This is a genomic window from Rahnella sp. RcJ3, from assembly GCF_009498575.1.
Lineage (GTDB): Bacteria > Pseudomonadota > Gammaproteobacteria > Enterobacterales > Enterobacteriaceae > Rahnella > Rahnella aceris.
This window is the reverse complement of sequence record NZ_QSNX01000004.1, coordinates 122,743-135,753: the sequence shown is the minus strand read 5'-3', so window position 1 is coordinate 135,753 and position 13,011 is coordinate 122,743. Positions and strand designations below refer to the sequence as shown.

Sequence of the window (13,011 nt, the reverse complement as noted above, 5' to 3'; positions counted from 1 at the left end):
GTCCATTACGACATCCGCTAATTGCGCTGATAGCAGTTTGGGCATAACGTGAAGTCTCATTTTATTAAAGGGAATTACAGCAATGCCAATACCCGCTTTTATGTGGCTTTATGATGATGGCGGTTCCGCTATCAAAGGTTCAGTGGATGTTGCAGGGCGTGAGGGAAGTATTGAGATCATCGGTTTCAGCCACGGTCTGAATATTCCCGTCGATAGTCGCAGTGGCAGCATTACCGGGACACGCTCTCATTCACCGATGATGTTTGAAAAGGAATTCGATTCGTCGAGTCCTTATTTATATAAAGCGGTTTCAAAAGGCCAAACACTAAAGTCCGCTGAGATCCGCTGGTACCGTATTAACGATGCCGGACGCGAAGAGGTTTATTTTATTATGACGATTGAGGGCGTGAAGATTACTGGCGTAAATCCCGGGATGCCGAACGTTAAAATGTCAGGTAATTCGCAGATTAATCACACGGAATCCGTGTCAATGATGTACAACAAAATCACCTGGCACTATGTTGACGGCAATATTAAATATACCGATGAATGGAATGACCGTTCATGATAAAAATGGGGTTAACACCCCATTTCACCGCACAATACACATCGGCCTGCCCGACGCCGGTTCAGGGTAGATTTGCACATCGATATCAAAAACCTGCGCCAGCAATTCGGGTGTCATCACCTCTTCCGGCGTGCCCTGCGCGATAATTTTGCCCGCCGCCATCATCACCAGATAATCACAATAGCGGCTGGCCTGATTCAAATCGTGCAGCACCGCCACCCGCGTTTTCCCCTGCTGATTCTGACTGCGCAGCAGGTTCATCAGCTCAACCTGATGGCTGATATCAAGATAGGTGGTCGGCTCGTCGAGCAGTGTCAGCAAACGTGCTCTATTTCCCCTTGAACCAGACCATAAGAGAGATTTATGTTTTTCGGGCTGGCAATCGGCTATAACTTTCTGAGAAAGAAATATATATTTTTACCCTGCAGATGACGCCATTAATGATATTAATGGCGGTTCCTGTGCCAGCGCACTTATTTTTCGACAATCTCTTTTACGTCACCCTGATGAACCTGGTGAACACTGCCATCAGTATCTTTATAAGAGATCAGACCGGTATCTTTGTCTTTCACCGGCTTGCCATGTGTTGTAATCATATGCCCGTCATTGGTTGAAATGACATAGTCACTGGAACAGGCACTGACAGCAAACATGATGCCCATAACAGCCACTACGCTTAATACTTTTTTCATCATAACTCCTGTTGAATTTTAACGCTAAATATCCGAAAAACACGCTATCAGGCTAATAAATATATCATTATTTTCTAACCATCCGCTTTCACATAAGCGTATTCTGGTGGCTCATGTTATGGGTTCATACTGTCCTTAAATTCAACGCTTTGACAACGGGATGCTGAAAAATAAGGATGATGTTAATATTTTAACATCCGGATAAAGAATTTTTTATGCGTACATTACGCTGAATCCATGCACATATTTTCTAATTTTAAATTGTTGGTGTTCGTACCGGAACGCGATAATATTCATTATCGGGCGTCCGCAGAGGTATATGCACAGCAATATCATCATGCCCGGTAAAAGAGAGAATCAATAACCGGAATAGCTCTAATGCAAAATGAGATGAGAATAACTATGCTCAGGAAACCAATATTACTCACGCTGGTATTTCTGATATCAGCATGTGCGGGTGAAAAGAATTTTTCAGTGGATTATATTAATAATCATCCCTGGGACATTGCTTATTGTTTACGTCAGAACCTGAATCAAAAAGGCTATCAAACCGGAACACCCGAAAATGATGCAGCCAATATAATGAAAGAAATGACCGTAAGTAAAAATGGAGAAACAGCGGGTATCTACTGGATTGATAAAGCCACTGTGGGGTCTATTGGCCGCTCAGTAAGTACACATAACGTTCAGGACTGGGCGTATCGGGATATGGATGCCGTGTTGCATCAATGTAAGTCAGAACTGGATCAGTAATCCTTTTTAACTTGATACAGATCATCTAAAACGCGGGTTAGGTTTGATCGAATGATAATCATTATCGTTTAATGCTCGGGAATGATTGATTCTTCAGGAGAAGAAGAACCCTATGAGCTTAGACCTCTCGCGTTTTTATGCCGCTGATCAGGGACTGCCATTTCCCGACCAGCGGGCAGTGATGCCATGGCGACCTCAGCAGCCCGTCGCCCCGCAGGATGTCCCTGCACAGTGGCAGGCGCTCTGCATGCGCACACTTGCGGCCAATAAGCGCCTGGTCTATCTGCATATCCCTTTTTGTGCCACGCACTGCACATTCTGCGGGTTCTACCAGAACAAGCTGGAAGCGCAAGCCACAGAACAATACTGCGATTATCTGATCCGCGAAATTGAGCAGGAAGCCGGTTCGCCGCTGCATCAGTCCGCCCCTGTCCACGCCGTGTACTTTGGTGGCGGCACGCCGACCGCGCTCAGCGCGAAACAACTGCACCGGATTATCACCACGCTGCGCCGCAGTTTACCCCTGGCGCCGGACTGCGAAATCACCGTCGAAGGACGTATTCTTAACTTTGATGATGAACGGATTGATGCCTGTCTGGATGCCGGTGCGAACCGCTTTTCCATCGGTATTCAGACCTTTGACACGCGCATCCGCCAGCGAATGGGGCGCCGCGCGGACCGTGACGAAGCCATCAGTTTCCTGCGTAAACTCGGCGAACGTGACCGGGCTGCCGTGGTCTGCGACCTGATGTTCGGATTGCCGGAGCAGACGCCTGAGAGCTGGCGGGAAGATTTGCAGATTATCCGCGACCTGCCGCTGGATGGCGTTGATCTTTATGCGCTGAACCTGCTGCCTTCCACGCCGCTGGGCAAAGCGGTCGGGAATAAACGCACTACACTGCCGGATGTCAGCATGCGCCGCGATTTTTATCTCGAAGGCGAGGCGTTTCTGGCGCGTGATGGCTGGCATCAGATCAGTAACAGTCACTGGGCGCGCAACACCCGCGAGCGCAATCTCTACAATTTGCTGATCAAAAAAGGCGCGGATTGTCTGGCCTTTGGCAGCGGGGCGGGCGGCAATCTGGATGGTCAGTCGTATATGACGGCGCGCAGTCTGGAAGCGTATTACCAGCAACTGGACGCCGGGTCGAAACCTATCATGATGATGACAGCGTCAACGACCCGCGAGCACCGCTGGCGGCTGGATTTGCAGGGCGGCATCGAAGCGGGCCGTTATGATCTCAGCCGTATTGTTGAAGACCCCTTCCCGCTTGAACCCCTGTTGCAACAATGGCAACAGTGCGGCCTGATGAACAGCGAAGGCCCGCGTTTTAATCTCACGCCTGCCGGGCGGTTCTGGGCCAGCAATATGTTGCAGGCCTTACAAACACTGATCCCTCAACTGACCTTACGGAATGACGCACATGCACACGGATAACCTTCAGTCCCTGATCGACTTTTTAGCCACGCAGCCCGACGGCACTGTCGAAGATATCGCCCGGGAATATGCCATCACGCCGCTGGAGGTGATCCGCAATCTGCCGGGAAGTTATCTGTTTGCAGGCACGCATTTTGATGCGGTCTGGGACAACATCACGGCATGGGGCGAGGTCACAACGCTGGTGAATAACGAGGATCTGATCCTCGAATTCCACGGCGAATTGCCGACCGGCACGCATCGTCACGGCTACTTTAATTTGCGCGGTAAACACGGAATGAGCGGCCATATCCGTGCCACACACTGCCAGCATATTGCCCTGGTTGAACGGCCATTTATGGGAATGAGCACAGCAAGTGTCTGGTTTTTAAACGCTTGCGGTTATGCCATGCTCAAGGTTTTCGTCGGGCGCGACAGCCATCGCCAGCTTCTTGCCGATCAGCTGAATGCTTTTCGTGCCCTTCCCGCCATGCTGGCTGAGAGAGAGAAACAACCTTGAATACTTTGCTGATTTTTGGCGCAGGCAGCGGTGTCGGCGCAGAACTGGTTAAGCTCACGGCGCAGGATCGCCCGGTAGTGGCACTGATCCGCAACCCTGAACAAGCCGCAGTATTGCGTGAACAGGGCGTGACCGTCATTGAAGGCGATGCACTCAATTCCGCAGATGTATTGCAGGCCTGCCAGATGGCCGGTCCGGACGCGCAAATCGTGTCAACGCTGGGTGGCAAACTTGCCGATTACACTGCCAACCGGCTGATCATTGATACCGCAGAACAAGCCAGCATCCGCCAGATGTTGCTGGTGACGTCTATCGGTTGCGGCGACAGTTGGCCAACGTTATCCGCACGGGCAAAACAGGCGTTCGGCCAGGCGGTTCGTGAGAAATCACTGGCGGAAAGCTGGCTGCAAACCAGCTCGCTCGAAGGATGTATCCTTCGTCCCGGTGGCCTGATGAACGGTGAGGCGACCGGCAAAGCGCACCTGATCCAAACCGAAGCTCACGGCCGCGTGCGCAGGAGCGATGCCGCCCTGCACATCCAGCAACTGCTGGCCTCAGGCGATGGCTGGGGCAAAGTGTTTGCGCTGTGTGATTCAACGCTGGAAGGGGAACGGTTCTGAATTAAATGCCCCGGAAACGGGGCATTTAGTCCCCCTGACATGTTATTCAGAAATTTTAACCAATATCAGCAAATCACTTCGCTATTCATTCTAATCCCACGGCGTTATTCTTCTTCTCATCGAAGGCACATGGCCTTCCCCAAACAAACATTGAGAAGGAATGACATCATGAAATCTATCAAAACTTTCGTTGTTGCTGCTGCACTCGCCACGGTTTCTTTCGGTAGCTTCGCCGCTGAAATCGGCACTGTATCTGCTTCTGGCAATACGTTAGAGGGTCTGGAATCCACCTTCGCAGCCAAAGCCGCTGCCGCCGGTGCAACCTCTTATAAAATCATCGAAGCCGGTGGTCAGAACCGTCTTCACGGCACTGCCGTGTTGTACAAATGATTTGCTGAAGTCCTGAGATAAAAACAAAAGCCGCTCCTTTTACAGAGCGGCTTTGTCATTGGGGTAAAAAACATAATGAGTGGGATATCACTCATTATTGCTTTAAAAAACCTTTAATGAGTTATTTAGGTAACATTAAATGGACTCTCATTGGATAATGAGTAATATACCACTCATACACTAATGGGAGCCCATATGGAATTTTTAACGTTACAAGCTTTCCTCAATAATACCTGGGTTGATATTGCTAACATCACTTTTCCCGGCAGTGAGCAGAATAACTATCGTCTGACCGAACTGAATTATCATTCGGATTACGCTATTGATAACCTTGATCGTGACGATAACCATGCCGCATCGTTGAATCACCCCGTCTCTTTGTTTTTTGATGATGACGATGAGCGGGGTTGGCTGAAGTTTCTTGATGATATTATTCCCAGCGGTTCAAGTCGCCGCTATTGGGCAAACTATCTCGATCTCGAAGGACTGACAGCCGATCAGCAAAATTTCATTTTGCTCAAACATGGCACCTTGTCCCCTGTTGGCAATCTGCGCATAAAAGAATCATTACCGGAATATAATCCGCTGGCTGAAAAACTTTTCTTCACTATAGAAGATGTTAAAAACCGGGCAGGTGACTTTCTGGACTACGCACAACAACGCGGTGCGGCTGCCGGTGGCGCGACAGGCGCCGGGGGCGAAGCACCAAAGCTGTTGCTGCGTTGTAGTCAGGAACAGCAAATCTGGATTGATACCTACCAGAATGACACTGCCAACCGGGACATTCCCTATTTGGTCAAATATCCCCGTGGCGCAAGAACAGAGGTAGACTGCAATATTCTTCGGGCAGAATTCTATTTCTACCATGAGCTTGAAGCCATGGGGTTTGACACGATCCCGACGCAAAACATGCGGCTGGAAGAAGGGCTGACTTATCCGTCACTCTGGCTTCCGCGTTTTGATATTTCTTTTGAAGAGGAAGGACTTATCAGACGTTTCGGAATGGAATCAGTCTATTCACTCCTGCGCAAAGCGCCCGGTGTGACGCTGTATCATGAAGAAACCCTCCGTGCACTGATCGATAAGATTTCACACAGTCATATGGTGACAGAACAAGGTTTTGATTTTGATATCCCGGGGTTTGTGACTGAATGGGTACGACGAGATCTGCTCAATATTATTTTTGGTAACAGCGATAATCATGGGCGTAACACCTCTTTCCTGAAAGATGAACGCAGCATCCGGCTTGCACCAATCTACGATTTTGCGCCGATGAAAGCCGATCCGGAAGGTATTGCCAGAACGACGAAATGGAAGGCTCCGCTGGAAATCGGCGGTGAATACGATTATCCCGGCATTGCACAATCACTCGATGATCTTGTCCCGGCAGAAACATTACTTTCGGCACTTAAAAACACGTCACATCAACTGTCGGGACTGAAAGAGCGGCTGGAAGCCCGTGGCATACCGCAGCAAATTTTGAACATGCCCGCGATAAGTTTCAGTTTTATTCCTGAAAAGTTACGCCGCTGGGGGTTGTTATGAAAGAACCAGAGATTGCCGCAAACTCTGCGAGAAATACCATTGATAAAATACGGGCTAAACAAAATGAGGCGAATCATGTGCGGCGTGACGCCGGACAAATGCTGGCTCAGGAAGAAACATCTTCCACGGGAAAAAAACAAGCCCAGCGAAGAGTGTCGAACCTGACGAAACCCGTCAGCACCAATGACCGAAATCAAGCCCGGCTCGACATCATGCGGGCGTTACTTTTGGGTGAAATCACGCAGGGACAAGCACTAAAAGCACTGAGGATTACGGTGCTGGGGTTAAAACAAGACGCCTTTGGGAAACTAGTGACAGTGTCACGTAAGACGCTATCAGAAGTGGAAAATGATAAGGGAAATTACACGCCTGACATCATCAACAAACTGTTTAGACCATTTGGCCTGAAAGTCGGGCTGGTGCCGGTTTCTCAGCAGATATTCAGGACTCTCTTTGAGCGCAGTGAGTAAGATGTAAAAAAAAGCCGCTCCTTTTACAGAGCGGCTTTGTCATGTTCCGCGTTGCCGCTTCTATCCTTTCGTCGCCACTTTCAGCAAAATCACGCCTGAAAAAATCAGCAGGACGGCGATGACGCGCAGCGGATTAAGGCTTTCGCCAAACATCACAACACCGAGAATGAAAGCGCCGATAGCGCCGATGCCGACCCAGACGGTGTAAGACGTGCCGAGGGGCAGCGTTTTCATGGAAATCGCCAGCAAAACGACGCTGAGTATCATGAAGAAGACCGTAAGCATACTGGGAATGAGACGGGTGAAACCGTGAGATTCTTTCATCGCGGTCGACCAGACCACTTCGAAAATACCGGCGAAAAGCAGATAAACCCAGGCCATAAAATGTCCTTAAAACACGCAAGGTCGTCCCTGCATCAGTATGGCTGAGTCTCTGGTCGTCCAGTCAGCATGAAGAGTGGGGATTATAGTTCACTCTTTCCTGACTTTACAAAATCTACGCCTCGGGCAAAAAAGAATCTTTTTCAGTGTGCAGGGTAATAATGGCCGGACGGAAAAGTTTCCCCTTCTGTTCGATTTCAAAGCTGCGGAAGTGACGGCTCTCACCCACTTCAGATCCCGGCATCAGCGCCGCACCGACCAGACCGTCGCGGAACATCTCGATCACCATCCGGGGTTCGGACACTTTCATGATCACATTCACGTCTTTCACTTCTTCATACAGTCGGTTGAGCAGCACTTCATACGTCCCCTCGCCGCCCATGCGGTGCAGCATCACCAGCGGGAAACCGGAGAGATCAGCGAAAGAAAGCGTGCGTTCCGGCAGCGTGTTCGCCAGTTCGCCGGACACCACCGCGACCAGTTTTATCGGCTCGAATTCACGCACGTAGAAAGAACGCACGTCGGCGGGCGTCTGGATCATCGCCATATCCAGCGTTTTGTTCATCACCAGCTCTTCCAGACTGGTCGATTCGGACACTAAAATGTTCGGATCCCAGTCCGGGTTTTTGCGGTACAGCTCGAGAAAAACGGTGTTGAAATAGCGCAGATAAAGGTAAGAAACGCCGATACGCACCGGGCGTTTTTTTTGCGAGGCGATATCGATGGCTTGTCTGGTGACGCTGTTAACCTGATTGAGGATGTCGCTGGTTTTGCGATACAGAAAGCGTCCGGCTTCAGTGAGTACCATTTGTTTGCTGGTGCGGATAAACAGCGGCGAACCGATTTCTTCTTCCAGCTCATGCAGGCGTTTTCCGAGCGGAGGCTGTGCGATATTCAGCACTTTCGCCGCTTTGCTGATCGAGCCCTGCTCAGCGATGGTACAGAAATAGCGCATTCTTTTGAGATCCATCTTTCTTTCCCTTCCTGTCAGTCTGGCCGCGTGACGCCCAGTATACAAAAAGCCACTTCACGGGGAAGTGGCTTGTGCGGACATCCGTCAGTGGATAAACAGGCTCCAGTAGTGGGAAATGGGCATGACCAGAATTAACGCCGGTAATAAATTTCCTACTGCGATAGATTTAATTCCGCTGATGCGAAAACCGGCCGCCAGCATAATAAAACCGCCTGCTGCGGTGAAATCACCCATCATTTCAGCATTGGTCAGCGGCAAAATAGACACCGCTGCCGAGGCGATAAGAAACTGCACAATCCACTGCGGAATAAAAATCAGTGCAACGGCATAACCCAGCACCGTAGCAAAAATCGCAGCTGTGAATAAATCCATGATGGCTTTTACGAACAGGATGTTCGGATCATGCGTCATGCCTTCGGTCATCGCCCCGATAATCCCGGTGCCACTGGCGCAAAACAGCACAATAATCGCCACGAATTTCTCGGTAAAAACGTTATGGTCCATGCCGGTATCCGGCGCAAATTTCGAAGCGATACCGCGTGCCATATTCCCAAGACGGGCAATATAGCGTTCGAGATAAAACAGTTCTCCGATAGCCGCACCGAGGATCACCGATAAAATCACTACCGGCATGCTGTGCATTTTCACCAGCAGTACGACGCCAAGCGCCATCGAGCACAAACCGAAGGTCTGGGGCAGCGAGGTTCGCAAGCGCTCTGGCATTTTTACGCCAAGAAAGCCCCCTAACAGGCCGCCAAGAATAATGGCACCGCTGTTAACAATAGGTCCAATTAACATGTTAACTCCACAAATTTGAGGTATTTCGCTCTGTGCTGTTTATCGGTCTTCGCCCCAGCGCTTAATATTGCCAACATCCAGGTCAAATAAATCCAGAGCACGTGCCACGCTGTGGTGAATAATATCATCCACGCTTTCAGGTTTATGGTACAGGGCGGGAACCGGCGGGAAAATAATCCCGCCCATTTCCGTCACCGCCTGCATATTTTTCAGATGCGACAGATTCAACGGCGTTTCTCTGACCATTAATACTAACCTGCGCCGCTCTTTTAATACGACATCTGCGGCGCGTGTCAGTAAGTTACTGGTGAGTCCGTGAGCAACAGACCCCAGAGTGTTCATCGAACACGGCGCGATAATCATCCCGATGGTTTTAAAAGAACCACTGGATACCGACGCCCCAAGATTATTAATGGAATGCACGTCATCGGCCAGCCGGATCACATCCTGCCGCCCGATATCGGTTTCGAGACTACGTGTCACTTCGGCACCTTTACTGATAATCAGGTGCACGTCGATATCGATATCGCGCAATATTTCCAGTGCCTTCATTCCATACTGAAATCCCGAAGCCCCGCTGATGCCGACAATTATCCGCCTTCTCTTCATTTCACCTCTCCGCCCTTCATACTTCGCACTGCAATGCGAAGTATGAAGGGCACATAATATTAATATTTAAAATCAGGCAGGAATTTCTTCACATCGACGTCTTTAAATTTGGAACGTTCGAAATGGGCTTTCAGATGAAACGGCACTGTGCAGTCGAAAATAGTTTTGCATGACATACCTTCCTGCAAAATACCTGGGCTGTAGGCTGGATGTTGCGAAGGATCCAGCGGATGGCAACGCACACCCGGAATAGTGACGGTATCCACGTCGCCCTGATAGCGGGTTTGCATCGCCCACAGGATGTCATCGGTATCGAAAATATCCACATCTTCATCCACCAGAATCACGTGTTTCAGCTCGGAAAAGGCTGCAAACGCCAGCAGCGCGGCTTGTCTCTGACGGCCTTCATCCACCGGTGAGGATTTTTTAAATTGCAGCACCGCCAGTAACTTACCGCCACCGGAGGTGTGCGCATGCACATTCAGCACACGTCCCGGCATGGCGCGGTCGATCATATCCAGAATACTGGCTTCGGTCGGAATACCGGCCATGCTGACGTGTTCGCCGCTCGGGCCAAGCGTGGTTTGCAGGATAGGATTGCGGCGATGCGTCACCGCTTTCACCTTAATCACCGGCAGCGCGGCTTTGGCTTCACCGGTATAGCCCGGGAATTCAGGCATCGCTTTGCCGGTGTTGGTGTTCTGATCTTCACGGACACGCACATCCGGCAGCAGTTCGCCTTCAATCACGATTTCGGCGTGGGCAATGGCTTTTTCGTCGATGGAAACACAGTGCGTCAGTTCCACCGCTTTCCCGCGCAATGCACCGGCAATGCTCAGTTCGTTGAAGCCCAGCGGCGTGGTGGGTGGCTCGAAGCAGGCGGCAATCTCAATCGCCGGATCAACGCCGATGCTGATGGAAATCGGCAGCGGTTTACCCGCACGCTCGGCTTTTTCGCGGAAAGCATCAATATGGCGACCCGGGGTCAGCCACATCGACAGTTCGTCGCGGCTCTGAATGCACAGGCGGTGGATGGTAATGTCGGATTCTTTGGTTTCAGGATCAGAGGCATAGCACATGCCCATGGTGAAATACGGACCGGCATCTTCTTCGGTATTGGTCGGTGCAGGCAGCAAGGTGCGCAGGTCAAAATTCGGATCATCCGCCAGGTGCGTCACTTCCTGACAGGGTGCCGTGCCGCGATCCACAACCACGGGTGCGATGGCGTTTTTCACCGAATCTTTCAGCAGAAAACCGAGTTTTTCCGGCGCACAGTTCAGCAGATAGCCCACACGTTCGCGGGTAGACATCAGACCGGTGACCACACGCACCCCCGGAAAACCTTTGATGGTGTTAAACATCATCGCCGGGCCTTTACGGGTCGGACGTTCACAGGTTCCCCCGGCACCGACATAGCGGTACACGCCGGAGAGTTCCGCATGCGGATCCACTTCCACATCGGTACTGACCATTTCGCCTGGCAGGCTTTCTAAAAATGCAATCGCAGACCGGAGGTCGTGCACGTTATTATTTTGAGGGTGGCTTTCTTTCTTAGACATATTTTTATCCAGGTAAATAAATATTCCACATAATGAGAAAATTATTTTCATCGCCGGATTGAATATATATTTACTGCCGAAGATCAAAAAGTACCGTTTAAATTCACGCGCTAAACCTTTTTGGTTTATATCAAAAAAATAATAATTATTTAACACTAATGAATACATCACAATAACTTAATGACGAAACATTACGTTAATTCCGCCACGGCATTCATACCCTGACGGAAATTAAAAATCAGGAATTTAAACAGGTACGGAAAACTGAAAACAGGCACCGTGTTTCGGTTGTTCAATCAGCCGGATATCGCTGCCGTGGAGTTGCAGAATGCGGCGCACGATCATCAGCCCCAGCCCGCCCGCACGGTGTTTATTGGTACTAAGGATTGACGGACGCACAAACAGGCTGTCTTTCAGCTCCGGCGCAATGCCCGGTCCGCTGTCTTTCAGTTGTACCATCACCTGCCCTTCCTGTTTCCACAGTTTTATTTCGATTACGCCGCCTTCCGGTGTAAAACGAATCGCATTATCCAGCAGATTAGTCAGCACCCGTTCAATCATGCCTAAATCGGCATTCACCAGCGGAATACCCGGCGTGATATCCGCCAGTAATTTTTGCCCGCGCGTTTCAGTCGCCAGTTCAAATTTCTGGAAAACATCCTGCACCAGTTCACTCAGCGAGAAAGGTTCTTTCTGCGGTTTCACCACGCCATATTCCAGCCGTGCCAGTTCAAATAATTCCTGCGCCAGCCGCCCGACTTTTTTACTTTGCGTCAGGGCAATATTCAGATAACGCTGCCGGTCTTCGTTGGTCAGATGTTCAGCTTTCACCGACAACGTTTCCAGATAGCCATGCAGGGAGGTCAGCGGCGTGCGCAGGTCATGAGAAATATTGGCGATAAATTCCCGCCGCTGCTGATCCTGCACCATCAGGCTTTGCCATTGCTGGTCGATACGTTTTGCCAGCGCGACAAACGCCTGTTGTAACTGCGTGACTTCATCGCGGGCGGCACCGGCCGGAGTATCCGTTTTCGCCAGCGCCTGAATTGCGTCCATGCCGCCGGAATCGAGTTGTGCAATCTGCGCCGTGAGTTTACGCACCGGGCGCGTCACCCAACGGAACGCCAGCGCACCCGCCAGCAGGCCAAACAGTGCCACCAGCCCCATAGACCGCAGCGCCAGAGAAATCGCCGACTGATACTGCGCGTCGCTGGTCAGTGCGGTGTATTCATCGCCGAGAAGCACGATATACACATAGCCTTTGGTCACACCGTCTACCTGCAACGGCGCGGCGCTGAATACCTGACGGGTTTGCGGGTCACGCGGATTGTCGCCATATACCGGCATTTTCGCGCCGTGCAGCAGCGCATTCACCGGTGCTAAATCGATTTTCTGCTGTTGCAAGCGTCCCGGAGGCGCCGCATTGCCGACGATATTGCCGTCTTTGTCGAGCAGATACACCTCAACGCTCGGATTCACCGCCATCAGCTGATCAAACAGCGTATGGACCGCTTTCGGATCCCAGTCGCCCTGACTGAGCAGCGGATTATTCGCCGCGATCTGCGTCGCCAGATTGGCCGACAGACGCTGGATCACCGACTGGCTGTACTGGTTGCTGGAACGCACCTGCATATAGCCGGAAAGCGCGCAGCAGGCGATCAGCAGCACCATAAACACCAGAGTCAGTCTTTGCGCCAGCGTGAGATTTTTCATGAT

At 50.7% G+C, this 13,011-nt stretch carries 15 protein-coding genes and 1 pseudogene; 8 read left to right on the top strand and 8 right to left on the bottom strand.

From position 1 onward, the window contains the following. The first annotated feature begins 82 nt into the window (after positions 1-82). Positions 83-568 (top strand): Hcp family type VI secretion system effector, encoded by a 486-nt coding sequence (locus DXU84_RS07100; protein WP_153375228.1) that lies wholly within the window; start codon positions 83-85, stop codon positions 566-568. Between the two features lie 24 nt (positions 569-592). Here the strand turns inward: DXU84_RS07100 and DXU84_RS07095 are convergent. Beyond that, positions 593-886: pseudogene (locus DXU84_RS07095) on the bottom strand (iron dicitrate ABC transporter ATP-binding protein); the annotation flags it as partial. A 155-nt stretch (positions 887-1,041) separates the two neighbouring features. Next, positions 1,042-1,260, bottom strand: coding sequence for a YgdI/YgdR family lipoprotein (locus DXU84_RS07090; RefSeq protein WP_013578112.1), 219 nt, complete (start codon positions 1,258-1,260; stop codon positions 1,042-1,044). A gap of 378 nt (positions 1,261-1,638) precedes the next feature. Between DXU84_RS07090 and DXU84_RS07085 the strand changes: the two genes are divergently transcribed. The 7 genes from DXU84_RS07085 to DXU84_RS07055 all read left to right on the top strand — a co-directional run bounded on the left by DXU84_RS07085 (position 1,639) and on the right by DXU84_RS07055 (position 6,975). After that, positions 1,639-2,013 (top strand): hypothetical protein, encoded by a 375-nt coding sequence (locus DXU84_RS07085; protein ID WP_153375223.1) that lies wholly within the window; start codon positions 1,639-1,641, stop codon positions 2,011-2,013. Between the two features lie 112 nt (positions 2,014-2,125). Then, entirely contained in the window at positions 2,126-3,451 is a 1,326-nt protein-coding gene (gene hutW / locus DXU84_RS07080) for a heme anaerobic degradation radical SAM methyltransferase ChuW/HutW (protein WP_153375221.1), read from the top strand. Further along, positions 3,438-3,950, top strand: coding sequence for a heme utilization cystosolic carrier protein HutX (gene hutX / locus DXU84_RS07075; protein ID WP_112151435.1), 513 nt, complete (start codon positions 3,438-3,440; stop codon positions 3,948-3,950). The genes hutW and hutX overlap by 14 nt, the downstream gene beginning before the upstream one ends. Then, positions 3,947-4,570: an NAD(P)H-binding protein gene (locus DXU84_RS07070; protein WP_153375219.1), complete on the top strand. Its 624-nt coding sequence runs from the start codon at positions 3,947-3,949 to the stop codon at positions 4,568-4,570. Before hutX ends, DXU84_RS07070 begins: the two co-directional genes overlap by 4 nt. Before the next feature lie 168 nt (positions 4,571-4,738). Beyond that, entirely contained in the window at positions 4,739-4,960 is a 222-nt protein-coding gene (locus tag DXU84_RS07065) for a YdgH/BhsA/McbA-like domain containing protein (protein WP_014416648.1), read from the top strand. Positions 4,961-5,155: 195 nt separating this feature from the next. Then, entirely contained in the window at positions 5,156-6,505 is a 1,350-nt protein-coding gene (locus tag DXU84_RS07060; RefSeq protein WP_131637439.1) for a type II toxin-antitoxin system HipA family toxin, read from the top strand. Next, positions 6,502-6,975, top strand: a complete 474-nt coding sequence (locus DXU84_RS07055; protein ID WP_013578106.1) for a helix-turn-helix transcriptional regulator — start codon at positions 6,502-6,504, stop codon at positions 6,973-6,975. Before DXU84_RS07060 ends, DXU84_RS07055 begins: the two co-directional genes overlap by 4 nt. Positions 6,976-7,035: 60 nt before the next feature. On the opposite strand, the gene DXU84_RS07050 is transcribed toward DXU84_RS07055, so the two are convergent. The 6 genes from DXU84_RS07050 to DXU84_RS07025 all read right to left on the bottom strand — a co-directional run bounded on the left by DXU84_RS07050 (position 7,036) and on the right by DXU84_RS07025 (position 13,008). Further along, positions 7,036-7,356, bottom strand: a complete 321-nt coding sequence (locus tag DXU84_RS07050; protein ID WP_013578105.1) for a multidrug efflux SMR transporter — start codon at positions 7,354-7,356, stop codon at positions 7,036-7,038. 115 nt (positions 7,357-7,471) lie between these two features. Further along, positions 7,472-8,326 (bottom strand): LysR family transcriptional regulator, encoded by an 855-nt coding sequence (locus tag DXU84_RS07045; RefSeq protein WP_013578104.1) that lies wholly within the window; start codon positions 8,324-8,326, stop codon positions 7,472-7,474. A gap of 87 nt (positions 8,327-8,413) precedes the next feature. Next, positions 8,414-9,127 (bottom strand): DUF554 domain-containing protein, encoded by a 714-nt coding sequence (locus tag DXU84_RS07040; RefSeq protein ID WP_112151437.1) that lies wholly within the window; start codon positions 9,125-9,127, stop codon positions 8,414-8,416. 39 nt (positions 9,128-9,166) lie between these two features. Continuing rightward, the gene (locus tag DXU84_RS07035; RefSeq protein ID WP_121019887.1) at positions 9,167-9,736 is read right to left on the bottom strand and encodes a UbiX family flavin prenyltransferase; all 570 of its coding nucleotides are present in this window, start codon (positions 9,734-9,736) and stop codon (positions 9,167-9,169) included. A gap of 59 nt (positions 9,737-9,795) precedes the next feature. After that, the gene (locus DXU84_RS07030) at positions 9,796-11,295 is read right to left on the bottom strand and encodes a UbiD family decarboxylase (protein WP_112197156.1); all 1,500 of its coding nucleotides are present in this window, start codon (positions 11,293-11,295) and stop codon (positions 9,796-9,798) included. Between the two features lie 246 nt (positions 11,296-11,541). After that, positions 11,542-13,008 (bottom strand): HAMP domain-containing sensor histidine kinase, encoded by a 1,467-nt coding sequence (locus DXU84_RS07025; RefSeq protein ID WP_134705336.1) that lies wholly within the window; start codon positions 13,006-13,008, stop codon positions 11,542-11,544. Positions 13,009-13,011: the final 3 nt, after the last annotated feature.